Origin of the sequence: Kribbella sp. NPDC050470 (assembly GCF_044458365.1) — a bacterium.
In the GTDB taxonomy this organism is placed as follows: Bacteria; Actinomycetota; Actinomycetes; order Propionibacteriales; family Kribbellaceae; genus Kribbella.
The window spans coordinates 1-25,819 of record NZ_JBITHV010000023.1 but is presented as its reverse complement, the minus strand read 5'-3'; the positions used below and the strand labels follow the sequence as shown (position 1 = coordinate 25,819).

General features: G+C 69.4%; 26 protein-coding genes. 16 read left to right on the top strand and 10 right to left on the bottom strand.

Features of this window, described 5'->3' with window-relative positions; genetic code table 11:
* Positions 1-20: 20 nt before the first annotated feature.
* The 6 genes from ACIBGM_RS43935 to ACIBGM_RS43910 form a co-directional block, all read right to left on the bottom strand.
* Positions 21-758 (bottom strand): ABC transporter permease, encoded by a 738-nt coding sequence (locus ACIBGM_RS43935; protein WP_396388942.1) that lies wholly within the window; start codon positions 756-758, stop codon positions 21-23.
* The gene (locus ACIBGM_RS43930; RefSeq protein WP_360536266.1) at positions 755-1,477 is read right to left on the bottom strand and encodes an ABC transporter ATP-binding protein; all 723 of its coding nucleotides are present in this window, start codon (positions 1,475-1,477) and stop codon (positions 755-757) included. Before ACIBGM_RS43930 ends, ACIBGM_RS43935 begins: the two co-directional genes overlap by 4 nt.
* A 40-nt stretch (positions 1,478-1,517) precedes the next feature.
* Positions 1,518-1,742 (bottom strand): hypothetical protein, encoded by a 225-nt coding sequence (locus ACIBGM_RS43925; RefSeq protein ID WP_360536264.1) that lies wholly within the window; start codon positions 1,740-1,742, stop codon positions 1,518-1,520.
* Positions 1,743-1,919: 177 nt separating this feature from the next.
* On the bottom strand, positions 1,920-2,549 hold the full coding sequence (locus ACIBGM_RS43920) for a TetR family transcriptional regulator (RefSeq protein ID WP_360536262.1): 630 nt from the start codon (positions 2,547-2,549) through the stop codon (positions 1,920-1,922).
* Positions 2,546-3,397 carry a sugar phosphate isomerase/epimerase family protein gene (locus tag ACIBGM_RS43915; protein WP_360536260.1) on the bottom strand — a complete coding sequence of 284 codons (852 nt, stop codon included), beginning with the start codon at positions 3,395-3,397 and terminating at the stop codon, positions 2,546-2,548. Before ACIBGM_RS43915 ends, ACIBGM_RS43920 begins: the two co-directional genes overlap by 4 nt.
* 36 nt (positions 3,398-3,433) lie before the next feature.
* On the bottom strand, positions 3,434-4,366 hold the full coding sequence (locus tag ACIBGM_RS43910) for a Ppx/GppA phosphatase family protein (RefSeq protein WP_360536258.1): 933 nt from the start codon (positions 4,364-4,366) through the stop codon (positions 3,434-3,436).
* Positions 4,367-4,453: 87 nt separating this feature from the next.
* On the opposite strand from ACIBGM_RS43910, the gene ACIBGM_RS43905 reads away from it, so the two are divergent.
* The gene (locus ACIBGM_RS43905) at positions 4,454-5,191 is read left to right on the top strand and encodes a hypothetical protein (protein ID WP_360536256.1); all 738 of its coding nucleotides are present in this window, start codon (positions 4,454-4,456) and stop codon (positions 5,189-5,191) included.
* Here the strand turns inward: ACIBGM_RS43905 and ACIBGM_RS43900 are convergent.
* Positions 5,184-6,134, bottom strand: a complete 951-nt coding sequence (locus ACIBGM_RS43900; protein WP_396388941.1) for an NAD-dependent epimerase/dehydratase family protein — start codon at positions 6,132-6,134, stop codon at positions 5,184-5,186. The two genes, ACIBGM_RS43905 and ACIBGM_RS43900, sit on opposite strands and share 8 nt — an antisense overlap.
* A 73-nt stretch (positions 6,135-6,207) precedes the next feature.
* Here ACIBGM_RS43900 and ACIBGM_RS43895 point away from each other — a divergent pair, with 73 nt between their 5' ends.
* The 3 genes from ACIBGM_RS43895 to ACIBGM_RS43885 are packed head-to-tail and all read left to right on the top strand — an operon-like array spanning position 6,208 to position 7,707.
* A complete protein-coding gene (locus ACIBGM_RS43895) occupies positions 6,208-6,837 on the top strand; it encodes a VOC family protein (protein ID WP_360536252.1) in 630 nt (209 codons plus the stop codon).
* Between the two features lie 50 nt (positions 6,838-6,887).
* A complete protein-coding gene (locus ACIBGM_RS43890) occupies positions 6,888-7,244 on the top strand; it encodes an ArsR/SmtB family transcription factor (protein ID WP_396388940.1) in 357 nt (118 codons plus the stop codon).
* The gene (locus tag ACIBGM_RS43885; RefSeq protein ID WP_360536248.1) at positions 7,231-7,707 is read left to right on the top strand and encodes an SRPBCC domain-containing protein; all 477 of its coding nucleotides are present in this window, start codon (positions 7,231-7,233) and stop codon (positions 7,705-7,707) included. Before ACIBGM_RS43890 ends, ACIBGM_RS43885 begins: the two co-directional genes overlap by 14 nt.
* Here the strand turns inward: ACIBGM_RS43885 and ACIBGM_RS43880 are convergent.
* Together ACIBGM_RS43880 and ACIBGM_RS43875 are read right to left on the bottom strand one after the other, a co-directional pair.
* Entirely contained in the window at positions 7,704-9,215 is a 1,512-nt protein-coding gene (locus tag ACIBGM_RS43880; RefSeq protein WP_396388939.1) for a wax ester/triacylglycerol synthase family O-acyltransferase, read from the bottom strand. The two genes, ACIBGM_RS43885 and ACIBGM_RS43880, sit on opposite strands and share 4 nt — an antisense overlap.
* A gap of 242 nt (positions 9,216-9,457) precedes the next feature.
* The gene (locus ACIBGM_RS43875; RefSeq protein WP_396388938.1) at positions 9,458-10,882 is read right to left on the bottom strand and encodes a beta-N-acetylhexosaminidase; all 1,425 of its coding nucleotides are present in this window, start codon (positions 10,880-10,882) and stop codon (positions 9,458-9,460) included.
* Between the two features lie 157 nt (positions 10,883-11,039).
* Between ACIBGM_RS43875 and ACIBGM_RS43870 the strand changes: the two genes are divergently transcribed.
* The 11 genes from ACIBGM_RS43870 to ACIBGM_RS43820 all read left to right on the top strand — a co-directional run bounded on the left by ACIBGM_RS43870 (position 11,040) and on the right by ACIBGM_RS43820 (position 24,023).
* A complete protein-coding gene (locus tag ACIBGM_RS43870) occupies positions 11,040-12,272 on the top strand; it encodes an MFS transporter (protein WP_396388937.1) in 1,233 nt (410 codons plus the stop codon).
* Positions 12,273-12,324: 52 nt separating this feature from the next.
* Positions 12,325-13,020: a class I SAM-dependent methyltransferase gene (locus tag ACIBGM_RS43865; protein WP_396388936.1), complete on the top strand. Its 696-nt coding sequence runs from the start codon at positions 12,325-12,327 to the stop codon at positions 13,018-13,020.
* Between the two features lie 103 nt (positions 13,021-13,123).
* Positions 13,124-13,675, top strand: coding sequence for a hypothetical protein (locus ACIBGM_RS43860; RefSeq protein WP_396388935.1), 552 nt, complete (start codon positions 13,124-13,126; stop codon positions 13,673-13,675).
* On the top strand, positions 13,665-14,912 hold the full coding sequence (locus ACIBGM_RS43855; RefSeq protein ID WP_396388934.1) for an ABC transporter substrate-binding protein: 1,248 nt from the start codon (positions 13,665-13,667) through the stop codon (positions 14,910-14,912). The genes ACIBGM_RS43860 and ACIBGM_RS43855 overlap by 11 nt, the downstream gene beginning before the upstream one ends.
* Positions 14,912-16,684 (top strand): sugar ABC transporter permease, encoded by a 1,773-nt coding sequence (locus tag ACIBGM_RS43850; protein ID WP_396388933.1) that lies wholly within the window; start codon positions 14,912-14,914, stop codon positions 16,682-16,684. The genes ACIBGM_RS43855 and ACIBGM_RS43850 overlap by 1 nt, the downstream gene beginning before the upstream one ends.
* The gene (locus ACIBGM_RS43845; protein ID WP_396388932.1) at positions 16,681-17,988 is read left to right on the top strand and encodes a hypothetical protein; all 1,308 of its coding nucleotides are present in this window, start codon (positions 16,681-16,683) and stop codon (positions 17,986-17,988) included. The genes ACIBGM_RS43850 and ACIBGM_RS43845 overlap by 4 nt, the downstream gene beginning before the upstream one ends.
* A 53-nt stretch (positions 17,989-18,041) precedes the next feature.
* Complete coding sequence (gene radA / locus ACIBGM_RS43840; protein ID WP_396388931.1) at positions 18,042-19,442, top strand: DNA repair protein RadA; 1,401 nt, start codon at positions 18,042-18,044, stop codon at positions 19,440-19,442.
* A gap of 155 nt (positions 19,443-19,597) precedes the next feature.
* On the top strand, positions 19,598-20,536 hold the full coding sequence (locus tag ACIBGM_RS43835; RefSeq protein WP_396388930.1) for a beta-ketoacyl-ACP synthase III: 939 nt from the start codon (positions 19,598-19,600) through the stop codon (positions 20,534-20,536).
* Positions 20,537-20,754: 218 nt separating this feature from the next.
* The gene (gene disA, locus ACIBGM_RS43830) at positions 20,755-21,810 is read left to right on the top strand and encodes a DNA integrity scanning diadenylate cyclase DisA (protein WP_396388971.1); all 1,056 of its coding nucleotides are present in this window, start codon (positions 20,755-20,757) and stop codon (positions 21,808-21,810) included.
* Between the two features lie 144 nt (positions 21,811-21,954).
* Complete coding sequence (locus tag ACIBGM_RS43825; RefSeq protein ID WP_396388929.1) at positions 21,955-22,524, top strand: PadR family transcriptional regulator; 570 nt, start codon at positions 21,955-21,957, stop codon at positions 22,522-22,524.
* Entirely contained in the window at positions 22,503-24,023 is a 1,521-nt protein-coding gene (locus tag ACIBGM_RS43820) for a DHA2 family efflux MFS transporter permease subunit (protein ID WP_396388928.1), read from the top strand. Before ACIBGM_RS43825 ends, ACIBGM_RS43820 begins: the two co-directional genes overlap by 22 nt.
* Here the strand turns inward: ACIBGM_RS43820 and ACIBGM_RS43815 are convergent.
* Positions 23,994-24,647, bottom strand: a complete 654-nt coding sequence (locus ACIBGM_RS43815; protein WP_396388927.1) for a hypothetical protein — start codon at positions 24,645-24,647, stop codon at positions 23,994-23,996. The two genes, ACIBGM_RS43820 and ACIBGM_RS43815, sit on opposite strands and share 30 nt — an antisense overlap.
* A 93-nt stretch (positions 24,648-24,740) precedes the next feature.
* On the opposite strand from ACIBGM_RS43815, the gene ACIBGM_RS43810 reads away from it, so the two are divergent.
* Positions 24,741-25,601 carry an A/G-specific adenine glycosylase gene (locus ACIBGM_RS43810; protein WP_360536297.1) on the top strand — a complete coding sequence of 287 codons (861 nt, stop codon included), beginning with the start codon at positions 24,741-24,743 and terminating at the stop codon, positions 25,599-25,601.
* Positions 25,602-25,819: the final 218 nt, after the last annotated feature.

Genomic DNA, 25,819 nt, shown 5'->3' with positions numbered 1-25,819 from the left:
GCTCCGGTTGCGTGGGGGATTCAAGCGGTGCGGCGGCGGAGGGTGGCGGCTCCTAGGCCTAGGGCGGCGAGGATGAAGGCTATTACCACCAGGGCGTCCGCGCCGGCGCCCGCGCCGAAGCCGTTGCCTTGGGCAACTCCGGTGACGGCGTCGACGGCGTAGGACAGCGGCAGTACGTCGCTGATCGCGTGCAAGACCGCAGGCAGTTGATCGCGCGGCACCAGCAACCCGCACAACAGGAGCTGCGGAATCATCACCGCCGGCATCATCTGCACCGCCTGAAACTCGGTCGCCGCAAACGCACTCGCAAACAACCCGAGCGCCGTACCGAGAACACCGTCGAGAACCGCAACAACACCCAACTGCCAAGCAGACCCGCGGATATCCAAATCCAGCGCATAAAGCGCAATCGAAACCACGACCACCGCCTGTACGACGGCAATCAGCGCAAACGCAACCGCATACCCCAGCAGGAAATCCAGCTTCCCCATCGGCATCGTGAAGAGTCGCGACAGCGTCCCCGTGGACCGTTCGCGCAACGTTGCGACCGACGTGACGACGAACATGATGATGGACGGGAACACCGCAAGCAGCGGCCCGCCGATTCGGTCGAACACCATCGGCGAATCGGTGAACATCCACCACATCAGGCTGACCAGCAATGCCGGCAGCACGATCAGCATGGCGACGGTGCGATGGTCGCGGCGAAGCTGCGCGAGGACCCGCGCGGCGACGGCCATGGTGACTCGGAGCGTCATCGCGCACCTGCCTTCCGTTCGATCAGGGTGAGAAACACCTGCTCGATGTCGTCGGTGCCAACCGAGTCGAGCAGCGCCTGTGGAGTGTCGTCGGCCAGCAGGTCGCCATCGCGCATCAACAGAAGGCGATCGCAGCGCGAGGCCTCGTCCATCACGTGACTCGAGACGAGCAACGTCGCTCCGTCATCCGCCAACGTGTGGAAGAGCTGCCACAGATCCCGCCGGAGCACAGGGTCCAACCCGACCGTCGGCTCGTCGAGGACCAGCAACTCGGGACTCCCCAGCAATGCCGCGGCAAGCGAGGCGCGCGACTGCTGCCCACCGGACAGCCGATCCACCCGCACATCAGCGTGCGAGCGCAGATCCACCGCATCGATCACGCGATCCACGTCATCGCTCGACACCCCGAGCACGGCGGCGTAGAAGCGCAGGTTCTCGGCGACGCTGAGATCGCCGTACACGCTGGGCTCCTGGGTCACGTACCCGATCCGCCCGCGCAGCTTGGGCGCGCCGGCAGGCTCACCGAGTACGGCGATGTCGCCGGTGACCTTGGCCTGGAGCCCGACGATGGCCCGGATCAGCGTGGTCTTGCCGCAGCCGGACGGACCGAGCAGCCCGGTCACCGTCCCGGTCCGGAGGTCGAACCCGACCCCGTGCAGGACCTCCCGGTCGCCGCGGACCACCACGACGTCCCGGCAACTCACCGCGTTTTTCATCATGTGATGAATTTAGCGCGCAACGAGACCCGGCCGCAAGGGGTCAGATCAGCGCGAACCCGGTGGCGTCGACCAGCGGCGCCAGGTCCGGGTCGCCGTACCGCTGCCGCATCGCGCCGAACGTGATGACCTTGTCCGCACCCCACCGAGCGACCACGGCCGCGTACGTGTCACCCGAGACGAACACCGGCGGAGTCCGCTTGCTGTGGAACTTGTCGGCGTACATGACGAGCTCCTCCTCCGGCGTACTGGGCACGTAGTCGCCCACCGGGATCGGCAGCCCCTGCCGCAGTACGTCGTCCCGCGTGATCCCAACGCCCGTGTGCCGGGAGCAGAAGCGACTCAGCTCATCCGGAAAGCCGAGCCCATGCAGGAGCGAGTGCCCCAGTACTGGGCGCGTGCGACCGATGCAACTCGCGGATCTCGCGATCCGACGGAATCTGCATCAGCCGGTCAGGTGCAGCTGCAGAACCGGCGCCAGCCGATCGATCAGGACGGCCAGGTCAGTGGACGCGACCGGCTCGAGACCGACCAGGTAACGAGCCATCGCGACCCCAATCAGCTGCGTGGCGACCATCGTGACGCGAAGCTGCGCGTCAGGTACGTCGAGGGCGCGCGAGACCGGCCCGATGATCATCTGGGTGATGCCCTCCCGCATGATCCGGGAGACCTCGTCGCTGGTCACCACGCTGCGGAAGATCGCCTTCATCCGCTGCTGCCCCTCGGCCGACTCCCAGACACCGAGGAACACGGTCGCGATCCGGCGACCGAGCTCCTCAGGTGGGCCGTCGAGGATCCGCGCGGCGATCTGCCGGGGGTCGACCGGGATCGCCATCGCCTCGATGAACAGCTCGTCCTTGCTGTCGAAGTAGTGGTGCACGAGCGCCGCGTCCACCCCGGCCTCGCGGGCGACGCCGCGGATCGACGTGCCGTTGAAACCCTTGTCCGCAAAGGACGCCCGGGCCGCGAGCAGGATCTCGCCACGGGTGTCCGGTCCCCCCGGCCGACGGCCCGGGCGTCCGTTGCCGGTGCCACGAGCGGCCGAAGCCTTGCCTCCGGTCGACGACCGGGTCATGTGGTGAGCTCCGAGATCTCCCCTTCCGGGGTGACGGCGAACGACGAGCGCCGGGACGTGCGGACGAAGTGCTTGCGGGTGAACTCGAGCGACTCGACCAGGTCGACCTCGCGCTCGGACCGGCTGGTCGCGCGGCGGGTGTTGATCTCGATGATGATGTGGCCGCGGAAGTCCTGGTTCGCCAGGCCGTTCAGCAGATCGGCGGCGCGCTGGGTGCCGCGACCGGGCACCAGGTGCTCGTCCTTGGCCGAGCCGGTGCCGTCGGTCAGGTGGATGTGGGTGAGGCTCTTGCCCATCGTCGCCGCGAGCTCGACGCAGTCCTGCTCGGCGGTCGACGAGTGCGACAGGTCGAGGGTGGTGTGCGCGTAGTCCTGCTCGGTCGGGTCCCAGCTCGGCGCGTACGCCTGCAGGCCCTTGCCGGGCGCACGCCACGGGTACATGTTTTCGACCGCGAAGATCACGCCGGTCTCTTCCTCGAGCCGCGCGATCCCCTCGACGAACCCGCGCGCGTAGTCGCGCTGCCAGCGGAACGGCGGGTGTACGACGACCACGTCCGAACCGAGCTCCTTCGCGGCCTCGGCGCTGCGCTCCAGCTTCCCCCACGGGTCGGTGCCCCAGACCCGCTGCGTGATCAGCAGGCAGGGCGCGTGAATCGCCAGCACCGGCAGCTGGTGATAGTCGACCAGCCGCTGGACCGCGTCGATCTGGGTGCTGAGTGGATCGATCCCGACCATCACCTCGACGCCGTCGTACCCGAGCCGGGCAGCCAGCTCGAACCCGCTCGCCGTCGACTCGGGGTAGACAGACGCGGTCGACAGGCCGATCCGGGCAGTCTTGCTGGTGCTCATCTGGTGCCTTCGCGGTGGTTCGTCAGGGGTGGTGCTTCATCGGGGTTGCAACTGGTCGAGCCGGGACAGGATGACACCCTCCCGCAGCGCCCACGGACAGACTTCGAGCGCGGGCAGGTCGAACAGGTCCATCACGGCGTCCGCGACCAGGGCCCCGGCGAGCAGCTGCGCCGACCGGCCGACCGAGACCCCGGGCAGCTCGGCCCGCTCGGCCGCCGACATCTTGGTCAGCTTCGGCATCCACTCGGCCAGGTCGTCCCGGCTCAGCGTCCGCGGCACGTACTGCCCCTCGTCCGACGGCGCCGCGCCGCAGATCCGGGCCAGCGACCGGAACGTCTTGCTGGTGGCGACCGAACGTTGCGGCTTGCCGGCCCGTAGCACGTCACCGGCCACCGCGGCCATCTCCATCCGGATCCGCTTGCGCAGCGCCCGGACCTCGTCCTTGTCCGGCGGGTCGTTGGTCAGCCCCTCGCGGGTCAGCCGGCCGGCGCCGAGCGGGGCCGACACCGCGACGGTCGGCTCCTCGTCGGACCCGGCCGCGATCTCCAGCGAGCCGCCTCCTATGTCGTACACCGCCAGGCGACCCGACGACCAGCCGAACCAGCGCCGTACGGCGAGGAACGTCAGCCGGGCCTCGTCCTCACCGGTCAGCACCTGCAGCTCGATCCCGGTCTCCTTGCGGACCCGGTCGAGCACCTTCTCGCCGTTCGGCGCCTCGCGCAGCGCCGAGGTGGCGAACGCGAGCACCGACTCGCAGCCCTTGTCCTCGGCGAGCTCGGACGCCTCCTTGACGAACGACACCAGCCCGTCGGAGCCCGAGTCGGCGATCTTGCCGTCCTTCTCCAGGTACTCGGCGAGCCGCAACTCGGTCTTGTGCGAGTACGCCGGCAGCGGCGCTGCACCACGGTGAGCGTCCACCACGAGCAGGTGGACGGTGTTGGATCCCACGTCGAGTACGCCGAGCCGCATACCCTCACGCTACTGGACCGGTGTACTTCGGGCCTTATCCGGAGTCGGCGTTCACGCTTACCCACCGAAGGCGCGTACGCTTTCCAGGTGCCTGAGGTTTCGCTCGATTTTCCCCGCGCCTGGGTCGAGTTCGTCGACCCCGAAGACCCCGACCAGGTCTTCCGCTGCGACCTGACCTGGCTGACGTCCAACTGGACCTGCATCTTCGGTGGTGGTTGCCGCGGCATCTACAAAGGCCGTCCGAACGACGGCTGCTGCACCCTCGGCGCGCACTTCTCCGACGAGGACGACGAGAAGCGGGTCAAGGGTTACGTCAAGGAGCTGACCAAGGAGGACTGGCAGTTCCGCAAGGAGGGCCGGAAGAACGGCTGGGTCGAGACCGACGACGACGGCGACCGCAAGACCCGGGTCTGGGACGGCGCCTGCATCTTCCTGAACCGGCCGGACTTCCCTGGTGGCGGCGGGTGCGCGCTGCACGGGCTGGCCCTGAAGAGGGGTGTGCACTTCGTCGAGACCAAGCCGGACGTCTGCTGGCAGCTCCCGATCCGCCGGACCTTCCGCGAGGTCGAGCGCCCGGACGGGACGTCGTACACGGAGGTCGGCATCGGTGAGTACGACCGGCGCGGCTGGGGGCCGGGCGGACACGACCTGGACTGGTACTGCACCGGAAACACCGAGGCCCACATCGGCGTCGAGGCTGTCTTCGAGTCCAGCAAGGTCGAGCTGCAGACACTGATGGGCCACAAGGCGTACGACGTGCTCGCCACCTACTGCCGTGAGTACCTGGAAGCCGGTCGGCTGCTGCCGCACCCGGCCTCTAAGTGATCTTGCCGTTCTCCACCAGCCAGCTGACGCCGGACAACGCGGCGTCCAGCGCGCTGTAGCGCGGGCGGAAGCCGAGTAGGCGCGCAGCCTTCTCCATCGAGCAGTGCGGGCTGTGCGCGATGTGGTCGTAGGTGGCCGCGGCGTCGTTCTCGGACACGGTCTGTCGCCACTCGCCCCAGGGCAGGAACGTCAGCCGCACCTCCTGACCGAACCAGGTGGCGACTCCTGCGGCGTACCCACGCAGTGTCATCGCGCCCTCCGCGACCGCGTGGAAGCTCTCGCCGACCGCGACCGAGCGGTTCCGCAGCGCGGCGAGGAACATGCCGGCCACGTCCGCGGCGTGCACGTGCTGGACTGTCTCCAGGCCGAGGTTCGGCAGCGCGAGCTCGTCGCCGTGGGCAAGCTTTTCGTACACGCCGAGGTCGAGGTTGCCCGCCGGGTTGATGGGCGTCCACCCGGGACCGCTGATGTGACCGGGGTGGATCAGCGTGGCCGGGAGCCCGTCGCGGCGCGCGCAGTCCAGCAGGTACCGCTCGATCGCCGCCTTCTGGATGCCGTAGTCGCCGAACGGCCGCCGCGGCGTGTCCTCCCGCGTCGGCACCAGCTCGCTCGGCCCATGCACCCAGACGGTGCCGCAGTGCAGCAGATGCTGGACCTTCCCACGCACAGCCTCGGCCAGCTGCCGTGCGCTGTCCTCGGTGAAGCAGATCAGGTCGATGACGACATCCGGCTGCAAGTCGGCGACACGGTCGCCGAACGTGCCAGCGGCATCCTCCGCAGCGCGGTCCACGGCGATCTGCTCGACTCGGTTCCAAGCACCGTCCGACTGGTACGGCGATCGCTCACCACGACTGAGTACGACGACCTCGTGCTCGAGCCGCACCAGCTCCGGCACGAGGTAGGTGCCGATGTGCCCGGTTCCGCCGACGACAACTGTGCGCATGGGTAGACCCTATCTGCGTGTCGCGACACCCCCAGGTCCGCGACTGTCGGTGATCGGGGCCAGAATGACTGGCATGCGTCTTGATCATCTTTCGTACGCCTGCGGGCCCGACGGGTGCGAGGCGACGCTCGAGCGGCTGTCCGCACAACTCGGCGCGGAGTTCGTCGACGGCGGGGTGCACCCGCGGTTCGGCACCGTGAACCACGTCCTCGCCTTGGAGAACGACCGCTACATCGAGGTGGTCGACGTCCTCGACCACCCGGCGTCGGACAAGGCGCCGTTCGGCCAGGCGGTGCGCGCCCGCAAGCAGTTGGGTGGCGGCTGGCTCGGCTGGGTGGTGGCGGTCCGCGACATGCAGCGGATGGAGCAGCGCCTCGGCCGGCACGCGGTGCCCGGCAACCGGCACCGGCCGGACGGGGTGAACCTGACCTGGCGGCAGATCGGCGTGAAGGGCCTGATCTCCGACCCGCAGCTGCCCTTCTTCGTGCACTGGGACGACCTGACCCAGCACCCGTCGGTCGGCGGCAAGGGCATCAAGCTGACCGCGCTGGAGATCGCCGGCGACCCGGTCCGGGTCACCGACTGGATCGGCCATCCGGCCGACCACCTGCTCGACGACCTCGAGGTCGACTGGCGTCCGAACGGTCAGCCCGGTCTCGTCTCCGCGGTCTTCGAGACTCCGAGCGGGACCGTCCGGCTGTAAAGCGCCGTACCTCTTGACCTGCCATCGTCGTTTGCCTAACGTACAACCAAATGGTTGTAGATGAGGCAGTCGTGGACCAGTTGCTGCATGCGCTGGCCGACACGACCCGGCGCGACATCGTGCGGCGCTGCCTGACCGGCGAGGCGTCGGTGTCGCGGCTGGCAGCGGCGTACCCGATGAGCTTCGCGGCCGTGCAGAAGCACGTCGCCGTACTGGAGCGCGCCGGGCTCGTCACCAAGCAACGCAGTGGCCGGGAGCAACTGGTGCGCACCGACAGGGACGCCGTACGGCGGGCTCGCGAGGCACTCGACCAGCTCGAGGCGACCTGGCGCGGCCGGGTCGACCGGATGTCCGAGCTGCTCACCGAAACAGAGGAGAACCGAGAAGATGAGCGTGACGAGCGTTGACAAGGACTTCGACGCCCTGACCCTGACCGTGGTCGCGGACTTCGACGCGCCGGCCGAGCGGGTCTGGGAGCTGTGGGCGGACCCGCGGCTGCTGGAGCGCTGGTGGGGACCGCCGACGCACCCGGCGACCGTGGTCGACCACGACCTGACCGCGGGCGGCGAGGTCGCGTACTACATGACCAGCCCCGAGGGCGAGAAGTACCGCGGCTGGTGGCGGTTCACGGCGGTGAACCCGAAGGAGTCGCTGGAGTTCCTCGACGGCTTCGCGGACGCCGACGGCAAGCCGGTCGACGACATGCCGGTCAACACGGTCCGGATGCAGCTCAGCCCGTACGGCGGTGGCACCCGGATGGAGCTGAAGTCGGTCTTCGACTCTCGCGAGCAGATGGATCAGCTGATCGGCATGGGCATGGCCGAGGGCCTGGAGCTGTCGATCGGCCAGATCGACGCACTGCTCGCTTAGTGGATGTTTTCGAGCTCTGCGAGTGAGGCCTCGAGGTGGATCAGGAGCCGCTGGAGGTGCGGGATGGTTCGGCGGCAGCCGATGAGGCCGAAGTGCAGGTGGTGGTCGTAGCTGGTCACGCTGATGTTGAGCGCCTGGCCGTTCAGCACGATCGAGGCCGGGTACATGCCGAGCAGGCGGGAGCGGTTCCAGTACAGCGGGCTCTCGGCCGGGCCGGGCACGTTGGAGATGACCAGGTTGTACGGCGGCGCCGTACGGTCGGCCACTCCCGGGAGCACGGCGGCCGGACCGGCGACGCTGAAGCCGAGGGCGCCGATCATCAGGTTCTGCAACGGAGTGAGGCCGGACAGCACGCCCTTGCCGTAGCTGGTCGACGCCATGATGCGGCGGATCCGCGCCTCCGGGTCCGCCTCGTCGGTGCCGAGGTCGGTGATCAGCGTGCTCAGCGAGTTGCCGCCGCCGGGTGCGTCGGAGCTGCCGCGCAACGACACCGGGACCATCGCGGTCAACGGCTTGTCCGGAAGGGCGTTCAGCTCGAGGAGGTAGTTGCGCAGGGCACCTGAACACATCGCCAGCATCACGTCGTTGAGCGTCGCCCCGGTGATCGCCCGCACCTTCTCCAAGCGCTCGATCGCCCACGACTGCGCCGCGAACCGCCGCGCCCCGGTGATCCCCTGGTTGAACACCGTCCGCGGCGCGGGGAAGGGGGTGGTCGCCTGCAGCAGGCTCCGCAAGCCGACCGGGGTCAGTCCGGCGAGGTCGGCCAGCAGACGGGCGGCACCACCCGCCGCATGAGCGGCGGAGCCCAGCGTCCGCCCCGGGATGCGGCCCACGGCGGCGAGCAACTCGGCGGGGCTCGGCAGTCCGGCCGAGCCGCCTCCGGCCGCAGCTTCGGCGGACAGTCCGTCGACAGCCGCCTCGGTTGAGCCGGCTCCTGCCGATCCGGCTGCCGCTCCCCGACCTACATCAGGGAGCGCGTAGGTGGCGGGCCTGCCCGTGCGGTCGGGGTCTGTGGTGAGGGTGTCCTGCATCCAGCGGAGGGCGGTGACGCCGTCGATCATCGAGTGGTGGATCTTGCTGTAGAGGGCGAAGCGGCGGCCCTCGACGTTCTCGATCAGATGCATCTCCCACAGCGGGCGGTGCCGGTCGAGGAGGGTGCCGTGCAGCCGGCTGGTGAGCTCGAACAGCTCCCGGTACCGGCCCGGCCGGGGCAGCGCCGACAGCCGCACGTGGTACTCGAGATCGATCTCGTCGTCCTGCTCCCACGACCAGTAGCCGAGGTCGAGCGGCCGGTTCCGCACCCGGCGGGCGAACAATGGGTTGACCGCCTGCGCCGCGACCATCTCGTGGTACAGCCGCGACACGTAGTCGCGCGACCCCTCCGGGAACACGTGATCCCGCCCGGCCCCCTCGGGCAGCTCGAACAGCATCAGCCCGCCGACGTGCATGGGCTGCTCACGACTCTCGCCGAGCAGGAACATCGCATCCAGCGGCCCCACCGCGGTCATGGGGCCTCCCGGCCTGGACTGAGGAACGGAGGGAGCGAAGCGACTGGAGAGACGAGGGAAGGCCGGGAGTTCCAGCCCCATGACCCGCCGCGCCGGAGGCGTGGCATCAGTACGGTCATCTGACCCTCCCGACCCTGGGTTCCTGACAACTCATCGTTGTCAGGTTGTCCCCAGGCCGTCTACCCCTGCTAACAGCGCTTACGGAGATTTGGTTATCCCCTCAGCAACTGCAGCAGCAGGTTTCAATCGAGCGGGCGGTAGTTGACGCCGAGGCGTTCGATGCGGGTGAGGTGGGGGCGGAGGCGGGTGAGGAAGTCGTCGTACGACGTCTTCGGCGAGCCCCAGGCGCGTTCGGCGAAGGCGGACAGCCGGGGCAGGAGCATGTAGCCGACCTGGTCGGGGCCTTCCATGTACTCGGTCCACACGTTGCACTGCGCGCCCACGATCCGGGCCTGCTCCTCGGCGTTGAGCCCGGCCGGGATCACCTCGAAGTCGTACACCTTCTCCAGCGGGATGAACCCACCGATCGCGAGCGGCTCCGTGGCCGCGTCACCCTGGTAGTAGTCGAAGTACACCGACTCGCACGGCGTCATCACGACCTCGTGACCCGCCTTCGCGGCCACCTCGCCGCGCTCGGCGCTGCGCCACGCCATGATCACCGCGTCCTTCGGGCAGTCGGTCTCGACCATCTCGTCCCAGCCGACCAGCCGCCGCCCCTCCTCGGCCAGCACCGACGCGACCTGCGCGGTGAACCAGCCCTGCAGCTGGCCCGCCTCGGACAGCCCCAGCTCAACCTGCCGCTTCTGCGCCGCCTCCGCCTCCCCCCACTGCACCGACGGGCACTCGTCGCCGCCCAGGTGGATGAACGGTCCCGGGAAGAGCTCCAGCACCTCCCGCAGCACGGTCCGGACGAACTCGACCGTCTCGTCGTTCACGTTCAGGACGTCGTCGCTGATCCCCCACACCTGCCGCACGCCGATCTGGTTCTCGGGGAAGTTCCCGAGCTCCGGGTACGCCGCGATCGCCGCCTGCATGTGACCCGGCAGGTCGATCTCCGGCACCACGGTGATCCCGCGGTCCGCGGCGTACGCGACGATCTCGCGCAGCTCGTCCTTGGTGTAGAACCCGCCGTGCCGCGTGCCGTCGTAGCTGAACTCGGTCTGGCCGTGCGACATCTTCCCGACTATCGTCTCCGGCCGCCAGGCACCGACCTCGGTCAGCTTCGGGTACGCCTCGATCTCGACCCGCCAGCCCTGGTCGTCGGTCAGGTGCAGGTGCAGCACGTTCAGCCGGTGCAGAGCGAGGACGTCGATGACCTTGAGCACGAACTCCTTCGGCATGAAGTGCCGCGCGACGTCCAGCATCGTGCCCCGCCACCCGAACCGCGGCGCATCCGCGACCCGCACCGCCGGCACCGCGATCTTCCCGTCCTCGACCGGTACGGCGGCATCCAGCAACTGCAGGTACGTCGTCTCCGCGTGCCGCAGCGCGTCCTCGGAGCCGGCCGACAACCGGGCGCCCTCCGCGGTCACGTCGATGCGGTACTCGGTCTCGCCGAGGTTCTCCACCACCGTCCGGACGGCTTCGGCGACCGGGTCCTCGGTGACCCATTGGCCTTCGGTGACGGTCAGCTCGCGCGGGGCAGGGACGATCGCGATGTCGGGCATCCGGACTCCAAGGGGGTGGAATTACGTCAAGAGGATCCTATAGTCGGGCTCCACCGCAGTCTATGTTCGGAAGTGCGTGCAACTCAGATACTGAGAACGCTGCCGAGCAACGGGAATCCGGCTGCCTTCCGGGTCAGGTTGATGAGAGGGTGACCTCGTGACCACCGACCAGAGACCCGCCGAGCTCCAGCGAACGACTCTGCGGGTGCTGGTGGCCAGCAACGCACTAGGCGGGGTCGCGACGGCCAGCGGGTTCGCCGTGGCCGGCCTGCTCGCGGAGAACGTCTCTGGCTCGACCTCGCTCGCCGGACTGGTCGCCACGTCGACCACACTGGGCGCTGCGCTGCTCGCCGTACCGCTGGCTCGGTTGGCTCGGTCGCGCGGGCGGCGGGTGTCACTGACGACGGGCTACTTCATCGCGTTCTCCGGTGCGGTACTCACCATCGTCGCCGCACAACTGGACTCGCTGGCGTTGCTGCTGTTCGCCGGTTGCCTGTTCGGCAGCGGCACGGCCTCCAACCTGCAGTCCCGGTACGCCGCCACGGACGCAGCGGACCCGGATCACATCGCACGTTCGCTGGCCTTGGTCGTCTGGGCCACGACGATCGGCGTGGTCGTCGGGCCCAACCTGACCGGCATCGGCGGCGAGGTCGGTACGTCGCTCGGCCTGCTGGCGCTGGCCGGTCCGTACATCTTCTCGGTGTTCGCGTTCGCCACCAGCACGCTCACGGTCTGGTTCGGCATGCGGCGACTGCAGCAGCTCACGCCGCGGCAGAAGCTGGAACGCCAGCCACTCGCGACGACCTTCCGTCAAGTCATCGCCATCCCCCACGCGCGGCTCGGCCTGCTGGCGATCGCAACCGCGCACGCGGTGATGGTCGGCGTGATGTCGATGACGTCGGTCCACCTCACGCACCACGGCGCGTCCCTGACCATCGTCGGCTTCGTGCTGAGCGGCCATGTCGCCGGCATGTTCGCTCTGTCCCCGCTGACCGGCTGGCTGGCCGACCGCCTCGGCCGGATCCCCACCATCGGCATCGGGCTCGGCATCCTGGCCATCGCGATGACGCTCGCGGCGCTGGCGCCGGACGACGCGCACGGCCTGACCGGAGTAGCGCTCTTCCTGCTCGGCCTCGGTTGGTCCGCCTGCCTGGTGGCCGGCTCCACGCTGCTGTCCCGGTCGGTCCCCGAGGACATCCGCACCTCGGCCCAGGGCATGTCCGACCTCACCATGGGCATCCTCGCCTCGATCGCCGGCACCGCCTCCGGCCCGATCCTCGCCTACTTCGGTTTCCACTGGCTCGCCGTCGTCTGCGGCCTCCTGCTCATCCCGGTCGCCCTGATGGCCGCCACCACCAAGCCAATGCCCCCAGCCACCGTCAGCTCCTGACGGACCGTCTCGGCGTACGACCCGGTGGAGTGCGCGGCTAGGGTCTAGCGGTGTGAGCATTGCGGACGGCGGGATCCCAAGCCCGAACATCTGGCACCACCCGAAGGTGTACGAGGTCGAGAACCAGGCGGTCGACCCGGACGGGGTGATCGAGCCGGCGATGCGGGCGATCCGGGACTGGGCCGGGGCGACCGTGCTCGACATCGGGTGCGGGACCGGGTTCCACCTGCCGATGTTCGCCGCGACCGCGGCCCGGGTGATCGGCGTCGAGCCGCACGGCGCTTTGGCCAAGGCGGCTCGCCGTCGGACCCGGGCGCTGACCAACGTCGAGGTCAAGCAGGGTACGGCGCAGCGCCTGCCGGTGCCGGACTCGTCGATCGACGTGATGCACGCCCGCTGGGCGTACTTCTTCGGACCGGGTTGCGAGCCGGGGCTGGCCGAGCTCGACCGGGTGATGCGGCGGGGCGGGACCGCGTTCGTGATCGACAACGACGGCAGCCGGTCGACGTTCGGGCGCTGGTTCAGTGCGGCGTACCCGACGATCAAACCGCCTGTGGTGGAACGGTTCTGGGCCGCCCGCGGCTGGCAGCGGACACAGCTGGACATGGGCTGGCGGTTCGAGAGCCGGGCCGACTTCGAGGCGGTGGTCCGGATCGAGTTCACTGCGGCCGACGCCGACAGGATCATCGCCGAGCACACCGGCGCCGAGGTCGACTACGCGATCAACCTGTGGAGCCGGGCCTTCTGAACATCTTCTGAAACGGCACGCGGCAACCCCTGCAAGGGGACCCTGGCCCCCAATAGGGTTGACGGACCACTCGACGGCTCATCTGGGGAGGCGCCAGCCAGGGATGGACGGACTGCTGCTCGAACGAATACCCGATCTGCCGGAACGAGTCCTGATCGAGGTCGGGGAGCAGCGAGCCCTGGTGATGCCCACTGCCGCCGCAGCCCGCCGCCTGGCCGACCTGGTGATCGGCCTGGAGGACCCGCCCACCGACGCAGTGGTCAAGACCGGCGGCGCGGTACGGCTGGTGCCTGCCGAAGGTGGACTGCTCCCCCACCTGACTGTGCTCGGCAACGTCGTACACGGGCACACCGTCACGCACCGGGTGACACGTCAGGCAGCAGAGGAGCACAGCCGGCTGACAGCTGAGTGGTGCGGCCTGGAAGACGTGCTGGACCGCTACCCGCACGAGATCACCCCAGGCCGTCGTCGACTGGCCGGTGTGGCCCGGGCCCTTCGCGCAGAGCCGCGAGTGATCGTGCTGGAGGACGCAAGCGGTCTGCCCACGTGGGGATCGCTGCTGGGTCTCAGATCCAACCCCGAGCTCGGCCGAGCCGCCATGCTGCTCATCACAACCGACCCGGAGCGTACGACGGGATTCGGCGATGCAGCGTAGTCGTCGGGCGTTCCTGGGCGCGGCGGCGACGCTGCTGGTCACAGGGTGCTCGAGTGACGTCCTCGGACTGCGTCGCAGCGTGCGGGTCGCGGTGAGCTGGAGCGGACAGGAACTGCGGGCATTCCATGACGTCCTCGACGGCATCGGCAGGCTGGACTACCCGGTCGAGGTCGTACCGCTCGGCGACGACATCTCCACGGCCTTCGGCGCACGCTCGACCCGTCGGCCGGACATCGTGATGCTGCCGCAGCCCGGTCTGGTCCCGCGCCATCTGCATGACCTCGAGCCGATCCCGGACGACGTCGACGACCGCGGCCGGGCCCGGCTCTGGGCGGAGTTGCTGGTGCACGACAGGACGACGTACGGCGTGCCGTTCAAGACGGCGCACAAGTCTGCGGTCTGGTATCGCCCATCGGTCTTCCGGAAGTTCGGTCTGGAACCGCCACGGCTCTGGTCCGAGTGGCTGGACGTCAACAGGTCGCTGTCGCTCGCCGGAGTGCGGCCGCTGTCGCTGGCTGCTGGTGATGGCTGGGTGCTCACCGACTTCTTCGAGAACGTCCTGCTGGGCATAGCGCCCAGCGTCTACGCAGCACTCGCGACGGCCGAGCGTCCGCACCCGTCGCACCAGCCGCAGATCGCTGCCGCCCTTCGCCTGCTGGGCACCATGTGGTCGGCTCGCGGCACTCTGGCCGGTGGAGTCGAACGGTCGCTCGTGCAGCAGTTCCCGGACGCAGTGGTCGAGGTCTTCGGGCACCGCAGAGCCGCCATGGTGCTAGCGTCCGATTTCGCCGAGCCCGTCGTACGCTCGTTCGCCGCAGACCCCGACGACGTCGGCCTTTTCACCTTCCCCGCCCTGTCCCCCGGCAGCGCGCCACCTGTCGTCGTCGGCGGGGACGTGATGGTGCTGCCGAAGCCAACCTCAGACGACGCCCTCGATCTGGTACGGCGCCTCGCCGCACCGACCGCTGTGGACCCGTGGGTCAAGGAGGGCGGGTTCCTGGTCGACGGACGGGACACCGGCTACTCCCCCGAGCTCACCCGGCTCGCCAAGCAGCTGTCGGAGTCCGGTGGACAACTGCAGTTCGACCTGTCCGACCGGCTGGGCCGACTCGGCGCCATCAACGGGCTGTGGCGAGTGCTCACCGACTTCCTGGTCCGGGTCGGTGACCACGGCAGTGAGTCCGTGCCTGCCGCAGTGGACGCGGCGATGACGGAACTGCGGAAGGTGGAGAGCTGATGGGCTTGCAGAGCAACGGCCTGTCGCTCGAAGTGGCCGGCCGCGAGGTGAGTGGTCGCCCGGTCGCAGGCAAGCCGCGGCGTCCGGCTGCGCCATACCTGCTGGGCTTGCCTGCGCTGTTGCTGAGCTGCCTGCTGCTCATCCCGATCGGGGTCACGGTGGTCGCCGCCTTCAAGACACCGAGCGGTTTCGGGCTCGGCAACTTCGCGGTGATGGGCGACCCCGAGGCATTGCGTGCCGTGGGCAACAGTCTTGCCTGGGTCGCGGTCGCGCTCGGTCTGGTGGTGGTCGGGTTCTTCCTCGCGCTGGTGAGCTACCGACTGCCCGAGGTGACGTCGTTCCTGCAGCCCGCGCTGGTGATCCCGTTCGCGGTGTCGGTGCTGGTGTCCGGGGCGACGTTCCGGCTGATCTTCGACCCGGCGCCCGAGCGCGGCACGCTGACCGCGGTCTGGACGAAGCTGTTCGGGTCGAGCCCGGTATGGCTCGGTCCGGGCCTGTTCTGGCTGGTCCTGGTGTCCGCCTTCGGCTGGACCTGGCTCGGGTACGTCGTCTCGCTGTTCCGGGCCGGCCTGGACGCCATCCCGGACGACGTGGGCCGCACGATCGCCGCGGAAGGTGTCACCGGCTGGCGGCGGCTGTTCGCGTTGGAGATCCCGCTGCTTCGGCCGATCACCGGTGTGGTCACGCTGACCCTCGTCATCGCGGCAGTCCGGGTGTTCGACCTGGTGCTGATCGTCGTACCCGGGCCGATGCAGCGCTCTGCCGACGTACTCGGCCTGAACTGGTGGCGTGCGACGACAACAGGCGACGACCCGGGTCGTACGGCGGCACTGGGCGTTGTGTTGTTCGCGATCGTGGCTGCGGTCGGTGTGGTCGGCGTACGCGGGCTGCGGCGGCGCAGGTGGGCGATGCCGGTGCAGGTGGTGCCGCCAGACCCCACAGTGGGTCGACCGAAGCCCAGCAAGCGAGTACGGCGGATCGGGTGGACTGCAGGTTTCGCAGTGAGCCTGGTGTGGATCCTGCCGGCGGTGGTGCTGGTTGCCACTGCATTGCACTCACCAGGCGAGGCAGGTCTGCGGGGCTGGTGGTCGCCGTCGGGGCTCGGGTTCTCCTCGTTCGCCGCTGCTGCGAACGTCGGGTTGTTCCGTGCGTTGCTGTCGACGCTTTTGATCGCCGGCGCGGCAACCGCCGTACTGCTGGTGATCGCCGTACCGACGGCGTATCTGGTCGCGTGGGGTGGGCTGCCGCAGTGGTTGGGGCGAGTGGTGACGTCGATGTTCGTCGTGCTGGCCGTGACGCCGGTGCAGATGTACGCCGCTCCGTTGCGCGATGCGATTGGTACTGCGGGTTTGGCCGGATCGCGGGTCGCGTTGGCCTTGGTACATGCGGCTGCCGGTCTGCCTTTCGCCGTACTGCTGCTGCGGTCCGCCTTCGCGTCTGCGCCACCTGCGTTGGTGTCTGAGGCATTGCAGGGGCCTGCGCGGCAGAGCTCCGTACTGGCGACTGTGCAGCGGACGTATCGGCCCGCGCTGGTTGCTGTGGCGGTGCTGGAGTTTGCCCTGGTGTGGAACGACTTCATCGTGGGCTTCTTGATCAGTGGCCCGGGTACGACGCCGTTGTCGCTGGTGCTGTGGGGTGAGGCGCGACAGTTCTCCGCGTCGGCGGGGACTGTCGCCGCTGCCGGTGTGGTGGCTTCCGTCGTACCCGTGGTGCTGATGCTGTCGAACTGGCAGCGGGTCGTGCGTGGGCTGACAGTCGGGGGCCGGCCGTGACGACGTCTGCGCCGAGTGCTCCGAAGGTCGAGGAGGAGCAGAGCCGACGGCGAGGTGGGTTCTTCAGTCGCAGTGCGCTCGCCTCCGGGCTGCTGACCGGACTGCTCGGCGACAGGCTGTCGGAGAGTCTCAACAGTGGTGGCTGGATCCGGGTCGCGGGATTCACCGTGGCCATCGCCTGCGCGCTGATCTGGGCGTACTACGACGTCCCGATCGCCTTGCGGGCGTACCGGAGATGGCGACGCGGCGGTGTGGTCGCCGTACCTGCTCCGGACCTGCACGCGGCGGCGGAGCAGGCAGAGTCGTGGATGTTCCAGCTCGGTTCGGGTGCTGCCGGGATGGCCGCCGCCGAGTGGTTCGCCCTGAACGAGCCGCGGCTGCGCGACCTGCTGGACACGGAGAAGGCGCGTGAAGAGACCGCTGACGACCTCGCTCGAATCTGTGACGCGCTGGAGGTCTGGTACCTGCGCAGGTACGAGCCGGCTCAACTGCTGGCGCTCAGTGACTTCCTGGCCGCGGTAGCGGACACGAGCGGCCGCCGCGACCTTGCGGAGCTGGCAGCCGCCCGTGCGGCGACGGCGTACCGGCTGATGGGTGACCTGGACAGTGCGACGACACGGCTCGGCATCTCGGACAACGTAGCTACCCACAGCCGTACGGCGGCCGCGCTGACTACTCGTCGTCAGGTGGAGCGGGCACTGCTGCACCTGGAACGGGCCGAGCAGTCGCCGGCCGGGAACGATCGGGACGAAGCCGTGCTGAACGCACGAGACCGGCTGGACGACGCACGGCTCAACCGACCGGGTCCAGACCTCGCTGCGGAGGTGGCGATCTCGATCAACCTCGCGATCGTGCACCTGTACCAGCAGGACCCGGAGAACGCGCTGGACCATCTCGGCACCGCGGCTGCTCGTGCCACTGCCGCCGGAGACATCAGCGGGCATGCACATGCGCTTGAACTGTATGGCGTCGCGGCCTGGATGCAACGCAGCCCGCACGAGGCCAAGCGGTGGTGGACGCACGCCGAGCACCTCTACGCGGAAATCGGCGAGCGCGAGGGACAGGCACGCTGTCTGCAGCATCTGGGATCTGCGGCGGTCGTCTCAAGTCAGCTCGAGGAAGGGCGGAAACTGCTCGAGCGGAGCGCGTCGCTGCGGCAGTCCGAGAGCGAGCTGTTGTCGACGTACCTCGAGGCTGCGCGGGAGACCCGGCAGCTGCCGGAGGTCGAACCCGATCCTCTTCCACGCTTCACCGGCGGGTGGATCCGCCGGCGTCTCACGCAGTTGCGCGACCACTTTCGCTGAGCCTGTGGACAGCCACTCGGGATTTGTCGGCAGCTTCGCCTAGGTTGTTCGGCATGGCGAAGGCAGCGGGGAGCACGAAAGGAAAACCGGCGTTCGCGTGCTCGGAGTGCGGGTGGACGTCGGCGCGCTGGATCGGGCGTTGTGGCGAGTGCCAGGCGTGGGGGACGGTCGCCGAGGTCGGCGCCCCCAAGGCCGCCCGGATCACCGCCGGCCCGGTGTCGTCACCCGCGATGCCGATCGCCAAGGTGTCCGCGATCGAGGCCGAGTCCCGCCCGACCGGGATCGGCGAGCTCGACCGGGTGCTCGGCGGCGGCGTCGTACCGGGTGCGGTGATCCTGCTCGCCGGTGAGCCCGGTGTCGGGAAGTCGACGCTGTTGCTCGAGGTTGCCGCGCAGTCGGCTCGGCGCGGTCAGCGGACGTTGTACGTGTCGGGTGAGGAGTCCGCTGCGCAGGTGCGGCTACGCGCCGGCCGGACCGATGCGCTGGTGGACGAGCTCTACCTCGCGGCCGAGACGGATCTGTCCGCGGTGGTCGGTCAGGTGGAGGCGGTCGAGCCGTCGTTCCTGGTGATCGACTCGGTGCAGACGATGGCGCATCCCGACGTGGAAGGCGCCCCTGGTGGGGTGACCCAGGTCCGTGAGGTGACGGGCGCGCTCGTGCGCCTGGCGAAGGAGCGGCACATCGCGGTCGTGCTGGTCGGGCACGTGACGAAGGACGGCGCGATCGCCGGTCCGCGGATGCTCGAGCACCTGGTCGATGTCGTGCTGGCCTTCGACGGCGACCGGCACTCCGGGTTCCGGATGGTCCGGGCGACCAAGAACCGGTTCGGCCCGTCGGACGAGGTCGGGTGCTTCGACATGGTCGACACCGGCATCGTCGAGGTGACGGACCCGACCGGCCTGTTCGTCTCCGAGCACGCCGAGCCCGTCGCGGGGACGTGCGTGACGGTGATGATGGAAGGCCGGCGGCCGCTGCTGGCCGAGGTGCAGGCGCTGGTCGGGCCGTCCGCCGCGCCGCAGCCACGCCGGACCACCTCGGGCCTGGAGTCGTCCCGGGTGTCGATGGTGCTCGCCGTGCTCGGGAACCGGGTCGGCCTGAAGCTGACCGACCAGGAGGTGTACGTCGCCACCGTCGGCGGCGTGAAGATCGGCGAACCGGTCGCGGACCTGTCGGTGGCGATCGCGGTCGCGTCGTCGGTGATGGACCGGCCGATCCACCCCGGCCTGATCGCGATCGGCGAGGTCGGCCTGGCCGGCGAGGTCCGCCGGGTCGGCGGGCTGGAGAAACGCCTCGCCGAAGCCGCCCGGCTGGGCTTCACCAAGGCGATCGTCCCGGCCGACGTCCCCAACCGCGGCAAGGACCTGAAACCCATGGACATGCAGGCCAAGTACGGCCTCCGGGTCTTCGCCGCCCCCGACCTCCCTTCCGCCCTGCTGGCCGCCGGCCTCACCTGACCGGCCTGTGTTTCCGGCCACACCCCACTGCTACCGGTGAGACGCGGGATCCACGGGCGTGCAGCGGGGAACGTACGCTGGGGTGGCCCCCGCCGGGTTCAGCGTGGAACCTGGACAGCTTGCCGGCCTGCCCGGATGACCGCAGGAGCCCTCAGATGACCGGATCCAGAGTTGTCGCGCTCGGCCACTACCAGCCCGAGCGAGTGCTCACCAACGCCGAGCTCGCCACCATGGTGGAGACCAACGACGAGTGGATCCAGAGCCGGGTGGGCATCCGCGAGCGCCGGATCGCGGCGCCGGACGAGCAGGTCGACGAGATGGCCTGGCGGGCCGCCGAGAAGGCCGTCGCGAACGCCGGCATCGACAAGGCCGAGATCGACTACGTCGTGGTCGCGACCTGTACGGCGATCGACCGTTCGCCGAACATCGCCGCCCGGGTCGCCGCCCGGCTCGGCCTCGGCAGCCCGGCCGCCATCGACGTGAACACGGCATGCTCCGGCTTCGCGCACGCGATCGCGACCGCCGACCACGCGATCCGCGCCGGCGCCGCCTCGAAGGCGCTCGTCATCGGCGTGGAGAAGCTCAGCGACTTCACCGACTGGACCGACCGCACCACCTGCGTGCTGATCGGCGACGGCGCCGGCGCGGCCGTGCTGGTCGCGAGCGAGGACCCGGAGATCGGCCCGGTGGTCTGGGGTTCGGTGCCGGAGATGTCGGACGCGGTCCGGATCGAAGGCCAGGACGCGAAGTTCGCCCAGGAGGGCCAGGCCGTCTTCCGCTGGACCACGACCCAGCTCCCGGTGATCGCCAAGCAGGTCTGCGAGAAGAGCGGGATCGCACCCGAGGACCTCGGCGGCGTCGTCCTGCACCAGGCCAACCTGCGCATCATCGAGCCGCTCGCGAAGCGGCTCGGCGCGGTCAACGCGGTGGTCGCCAAGGACGTGGTCGAGTCCGGCAACACCTCGGCCGCGAGCATCCCGATCGCGCTGTCGAAGCTGGTGGAACGCCGCGAGATCCCGAGCGGCGCGCCGGTGCTGCTGTTCGGATTCGGCGGCGGATTGTCGTACGCCGGCCAGGTCATCCGCTGTCCCTGACCGGGCAACCGTCGTCCCCACGGCGGTCCGATTCACGCGGGAGATCGGGTTGCACGGATCAGGTGCACGGGCGTTTGCACGCGCACGTGCAAAGGCATCCGATTCGCTGTCCGGCGACTGACCGGTAGCCGGGGACTAGCGCCCCACGACGTCGGGCGAACCGCATAGACTCAGTTTTCGTGGCCCCCAATTCCGACAAGAACAGCACCGACGCCCGGATGCGCGCGACCCTCGCGGCGGTCGCGCCCGGGACCGAACTGCGTGAAGGCCTGGAACGGATTCTGCGCGGTCGCACCGGCGCGCTGATCGTGCTCGGCCACGACAAGACCGTCGAGTCGATCTCCACCGGCGGGTTCGAGATCGACATCGAGTTCTCCGCGACCGGCCTGCGCGAGCTGAGCAAGATGGACGGCGCGATCATCGTCGACCGCGACGCCGCGCGGATGATCCGGGCCGCCGTGCACCTGATGCCGGACCCGTCGATCTTCACCGAGGAGACCGGCACCCGGCACCGCACCGCCGACCGGGTCGCCCGGCAGACCGGGTTCCCGGTGATCTCGGTGTCGCAGTCGATGCACATCATCGCGCTGTACGTCGACGACCAGCGCTACGTGCTGGAGGACTCCGGCGCGATCCTGTCCCGGGCCAACCAGGCGCTGGCGACCCTCGAGCGGTACAAGCTGCGCCTCGACGAGGTGTCCGGCACGCTGTCCGCGCTGGAGATCGAAGACCTGGTCACCGTTCGCGACGTGGCCGCGGTCGCCCAGCGGCTGGAGATGGTCCGCCGGATCGCCACCGAGATCGACGGGTACGTCGTCGAGCTCGGCACCGACGGCCGGCTGCTCACCCTGCAGCTCAACGAGCTCGTCGCCGGAGTCGCCGGCGAACGCGAGCTGGTCGTCCGCGACTACCTGCCGCCGGCCACCGGCCGCAAGGCGAAGACGGCCGACGACGTGCTGCTCGAGCTGGACGCGGTCAGCCCGACCGACCTGCTGGACATCGGCCAGGTCGCGCGGGCGCTGCAGCTCGGTGGGGCCGAGCAGCTGGACGCGGCCGTGACGCCGCGCGGCTACCGGCTGCTGGCCAAGGTGCCGCGCCTTCCAGGTGCGGTGATCGATCGCTTGATCGACCACTTCGGCCACCTGCAGAAGTTGCTTGCGGCAAGCATCGACGACCTGCAGACGGTCGAGGGCGTCGGCGAGAACCGGGCCCGCACGGTCCGCGAGGGCCTGTCCCGGCTGGCCGAGTCGAGCATCCTCGAACGCTACGTCTGACCCGGCCCCGGATCGCATCCGGCCTCGTCGGCACCTCCCACCCCCGGTTCGCAGCGCCGAGCCGGGGGTGACTTGTGTTCCGGGTCCGGCGCGAGCAATACTCCAGGTGGAACATTTCGCACGGAACAATCCGTACGGAGGATGATGGCTGAGCTGACCCCGCTGGCGATCTCGGTGCTGGCGCTGCTCAACGAGCGCCCGATGCACGCCTACGAGATGTACCAACTGTTGATCGCCCGGCAGAACGACCGGATCGTCAAGGTCAGGCCCGGCTCGCTCTACCACACGGTCGAGCGGCTGGCCGGCCAGAACTACGTCCGCGCGACCGGCACCGAACGCTCCGGCAACCGCCCCGAACGCACGACGTACGAGATCACTCCGGACGGCAACGAGGCGCTGCGCCGCCGGGTCGAGACCGGGCTGGAGACGTACGTCTACGAATATCCGCTGTTCCCGGTGGTACTGAGTGAAGCGCACAACCTCGACGTCGAGGACGCGCTGCTGCGGTTCCGCCGCCGGGTCGCCGACCTGGACGACCGGCTCGCCGAGCTGGACGAGGCGATCGCGACCGCCCGCGCCGAAGGGGTGCACGAGCCGTACTGGCTGGGCGGCGCCTACGTCCGGGCCCAGCTCGCCGCCGAGCGCGACTGGCTGGCCACCACCGTCGAACGGATCGAGAGCAAGGACCTGCCATGGGTACCCCGCAGCACGTGAGGCCGGAGGTCCGGCCGTGGCCGGCGCTCTGGGCGCTGGTGATCGGCTTCTTCATGATCCTGGTCGACTCGACCATCGTGTCGGTCGCGACCCCGGCGATCATGACCGAGCTGCGCACCAACGTCGGCAACGTGATCTGGGTGACCAGCGCCTACCTGCTGGCGTACGCCGTACCGCTGCTGGTGACCGGACGACTCGGCGACCGGATCGGGCCGAAGAAGGTCTACTTGACCGGCCTGGCGCTGTTCACCGCTGCGTCGGTGTGGTGCGGCCTGACGACGTCGATCGAGCTGCTGATCGTCGCCCGGGTCTTCCAGGGGCTCGGCGCGTCGATGATGACGCCGCAGACGATGGCGGTGATCACCCGGATCTTCCCGCCGGACCAGCGCGGCCGCGCGATGAGCCTGTGGGGCGCGACCGCCGGCGTGGCGACGCTGGTCGGCCCGATCCTCGGCGGCGTGCTGGTCGACAGGCTCGGCTGGGAGTGGATCTTCTTCCTGAACGCGCCGGTCGGCGTGATCGCCTTCGTGCTGGCCCTGCGACTGGTCCCGGACCTGCCGACCCACGAGCACAAGTTCGACCTGGTCGGCGTCGGGCTGAGCTCGGTCGGGCTGTTCCTGCTGGTGTTCGGCATCCAGGAGGGCCAGAAGTACGACTGGGGCACGATCAAGGGCCCGATCTCGGTCTGGTCGCTGATCATCGCCGGCCTGGTGGTGCTCGCGGCCTTCGTGGTCTGGCAGGCCCGCAACCGGGGTGAACCGCTGCTGCCGCTGGGCCTGTTCAAGGACCGGAACTTCTCCCTGGCGAACACCGCGATCACCACCGTCGGCTTCGCCATCACCGCGATGACGTTCCCGCTGATGCTGTACGCGCAGTCGGTGCGTGGCCTGAGCCCGACCAGGTCCGCGCTGCTGCTGGTTCCGATGGCCGTCATCACCGGCGCGCTGTCGCCGTTCGTCGGCAGGCTCACGGACCGGGCGCACCCGCGGTACCTGGCGAGCTTCGGCCTGCTGTGCTGCTCGGTCGCGCTGTTCTGGCTCAGCCAGGTCATCGAGCCCGATGTGCCGATCTGGCAACTGCTGCTGCCGATCGCGCTGCTCGGCGTGGCCAACGGCTTCATGTGGGCCCCGATCGGCAGTACGGCGACCAGGAACCTGCCACTGCATCAGGCCGGAGCCGGGGCGGGCGTCTACAACACGACACGTCAGGTCGGCGCCGTCCTCGGTAGTGCGGGCATCGCCGTACTGATGGAGTCGCGACTGGCGCACAACTTGCCTGCCAGTCCTGGCGGTGCCCCGGCCGGCGAGGGGATGGCAACGGGCGGAACGTTGCCCGAGCTGATGCATCAGGGCTTCAGCGACTCGATGGCGCAGTCGTTGATCCTGCCGGCTGTGGTGCTGCTGGTCGGGCTGGTCGCGGCGCTGATGTTCGTCAAGCCGACGCACCTGCAGCAGGCGCCGGCCGCCGGGTCAGACGACCTGGAAGGCTTGCGGAGCTGACGCACGGTCGTCGAAGACCGCCTTGACGACATAGGTTCCGGCCTTGGCGACCGGCTGACCGGGCAGGCAGCCGGGCCCGGACCGGCGGCCGTTCCAGGGCACCGTGACGGCCGACTGCTTGCCCTTGGCAACCACCAGGGTGGCGCGCTGGATCGTCTGCCCACAGTGCGTCGTGGTCCAGATCAGGTCGTTGCCCGAGGTAACGGTCACGGTCAGGGCGCCGGAGTCGATCGAGGCCTTGCACTCGTCCGAGATCGCCTCGAGGCGGACCACGAAGTTCAGCACCGAGCCGGACACGATCTTCCGGTTCGCCGGCACCGCCTCGACCCGTAGGTCGGAGCCTTCGCACTTGGTGTCGCGCGGCGGCGTCGTGGTGCCGCTGGTGGTCTTGGCCGGCTGCTCGGTCTTCTTCGTGGCCGGCGTGCCGCTGGGTGTCACCACCGGGGCGGTCGCCGGGTCCTGCTGCGGGCCGGACGCAGCCGTGTTCTTCGGCTCCTCGCCGCCGCCTCCGAACAGCCGGAGGACCAGGAAGAGCAGCAGCGCCAGGACAGCAAGTACCAGTCCCCGGCGGAACCAGTACACGCTGGCGGGCAGGTGCCCGACCGGACGGAGCAGGCTGCTCATGGCCTGCATCTTAGGATCGGCTTTGTGCTGGACCAGTCAGGCTCGCCGCTCAGGCCCACAGCTGCCGCGCCGCGCAGTCCCGCGGCTGCCGCGCTGCATGGGCCCGTTCTGCAGTGGTACGACGCCAACGCGCGCGTGCTGCCCTGGCGCGAGCCGGGGGCCGGTGCGTGGGCAGTGATGGTGAGCGAGTTCATGCTGCAGCAGACACCCGTCAACCGGGTGCTACCGGCGTACCGGAGCTGGCTGGAGCGGTGGCCGAAGCCGGCGGACCTGGCTGCAGAGCCGCCAGGTGAGGCTGTGCGGGCCTGGGACCGGCTCGGGTACCCCAGACGTGCCCTGCGGCTGCACGCGGCCGCTCAGGCGATTGTGGAGCGGCACGGTGGCGAAGTACCGGACGATCACGACGCACTGCTCGCTCTGCCCGGGGTGGGGACATACACGGCGGCTGCGATCGCGTCGTTCGCGTTCGGGCAGCGGCATGCGGTCGTGGACACCAACGTGCGTCGGGTGCTCGCGCGAGCCCTCACTGGGGTCGCGCAGCCGACCATCTCCCCCACTGCGGCTGACCAGCGGCTTGCGGTGAGCGCATTGCCCGCTGACGAGCCGACGGCAGCCCGCTGGGCGGTCGCATCGATGGAGCTGGGCGCACTGGTCTGCACGGCGCGTACGCCGAAGTGCGAGGACTGCCCGATTCGCGGGCGGTGTGCGTGGGTGCTTGCCGGGAGTCCGCCGTACGACGGGCCGCCTCGGCGGGGGCAGACGTACGAAGGCACCGATCGGCAGGTCCGCGGCCGGCTGCTCGCCGTACTGCGCGCCGCGACGGACGCCGTCCCCAAGCAAACCCTGGACGCCTGCTGGCCCGACCACTCCCAACGCGAACGCGCCCTGGACGGCCTAGTAGCCGACGGCCTGGTAGAACCCCTCCCCAACACCCACTACCGCCTACCCCGCTAAACCCGCCCTACGGGGCGAGTAGGCGCGTCGCCACTGGCCCCCTCCCCCGTGGTGCAGGAGGCGCTGAGGCTGGAGCCGGCTGCTGTTTTCATACCCCGCCGACGGGCGCCCCCCCGGCGCCCCTCGAACGGGTTTGTTTAAACCGGCGGCCCGGCCCCGGCAACCGCCGACCACGCGGGGGGTAAAATTATAAAATGTGCCCGGGGTGGGGTGTTTGT

Coding starts and splice junctions, on each gene's coding strand:
- ACIBGM_RS43935 (WP_396388942.1), bottom strand. CDS start 758: ATGACGCTCCGAGTCACCATGGCCGTCGCCGCGCGGGTCCTCGCGCAG.
- ACIBGM_RS43930 (WP_360536266.1), bottom strand. CDS start 1,477: ATGATGAAAAACGCGGTGAGTTGCCGGGACGTCGTGGTGGTCCGCGGC.
- ACIBGM_RS43920 (WP_360536262.1), bottom strand. CDS start 2,549: ATGACCCGGTCGTCGACCGGAGGCAAGGCTTCGGCCGCTCGTGGCACC.
- ACIBGM_RS43915 (WP_360536260.1), bottom strand. CDS start 3,397: ATGAGCACCAGCAAGACTGCCCGGATCGGCCTGTCGACCGCGTCTGTC.
- ACIBGM_RS43910 (WP_360536258.1), bottom strand. CDS start 4,366: ATGCGGCTCGGCGTACTCGACGTGGGATCCAACACCGTCCACCTGCTC.
- ACIBGM_RS43900 (WP_396388941.1), bottom strand. CDS start 6,134: ATGCGCACAGTTGTCGTCGGCGGAACCGGGCACATCGGCACCTACCTC.
- ACIBGM_RS43895 (WP_360536252.1), top strand. CDS start 6,208: ATGCGTCTTGATCATCTTTCGTACGCCTGCGGGCCCGACGGGTGCGAG.
- ACIBGM_RS43890 (WP_396388940.1), top strand. CDS start 6,888: ATGGTTGTAGATGAGGCAGTCGTGGACCAGTTGCTGCATGCGCTGGCC.
- ACIBGM_RS43880 (WP_396388939.1), bottom strand. CDS start 9,215: ATGACCGCGGTGGGGCCGCTGGATGCGATGTTCCTGCTCGGCGAGAGT.
- ACIBGM_RS43875 (WP_396388938.1), bottom strand. CDS start 10,882: ATGCCCGACATCGCGATCGTCCCTGCCCCGCGCGAGCTGACCGTCACC.
- ACIBGM_RS43860 (WP_396388935.1), top strand. CDS start 13,124: ATGGACGGACTGCTGCTCGAACGAATACCCGATCTGCCGGAACGAGTC.
- ACIBGM_RS43855 (WP_396388934.1), top strand. CDS start 13,665: ATGCAGCGTAGTCGTCGGGCGTTCCTGGGCGCGGCGGCGACGCTGCTG.
- ACIBGM_RS43850 (WP_396388933.1), top strand. CDS start 14,912: ATGGGCTTGCAGAGCAACGGCCTGTCGCTCGAAGTGGCCGGCCGCGAG.
- radA (WP_396388931.1), top strand. CDS start 18,042: ATGGCGAAGGCAGCGGGGAGCACGAAAGGAAAACCGGCGTTCGCGTGC.
- ACIBGM_RS43835 (WP_396388930.1), top strand. CDS start 19,598: ATGACCGGATCCAGAGTTGTCGCGCTCGGCCACTACCAGCCCGAGCGA.
- disA (WP_396388971.1), top strand. CDS start 20,755: ATGCGCGCGACCCTCGCGGCGGTCGCGCCCGGGACCGAACTGCGTGAA.
- ACIBGM_RS43825 (WP_396388929.1), top strand. CDS start 21,955: ATGGCTGAGCTGACCCCGCTGGCGATCTCGGTGCTGGCGCTGCTCAAC.
- ACIBGM_RS43820 (WP_396388928.1), top strand. CDS start 22,503: ATGGGTACCCCGCAGCACGTGAGGCCGGAGGTCCGGCCGTGGCCGGCG.
- ACIBGM_RS43815 (WP_396388927.1), bottom strand. CDS start 24,647: ATGAGCAGCCTGCTCCGTCCGGTCGGGCACCTGCCCGCCAGCGTGTAC.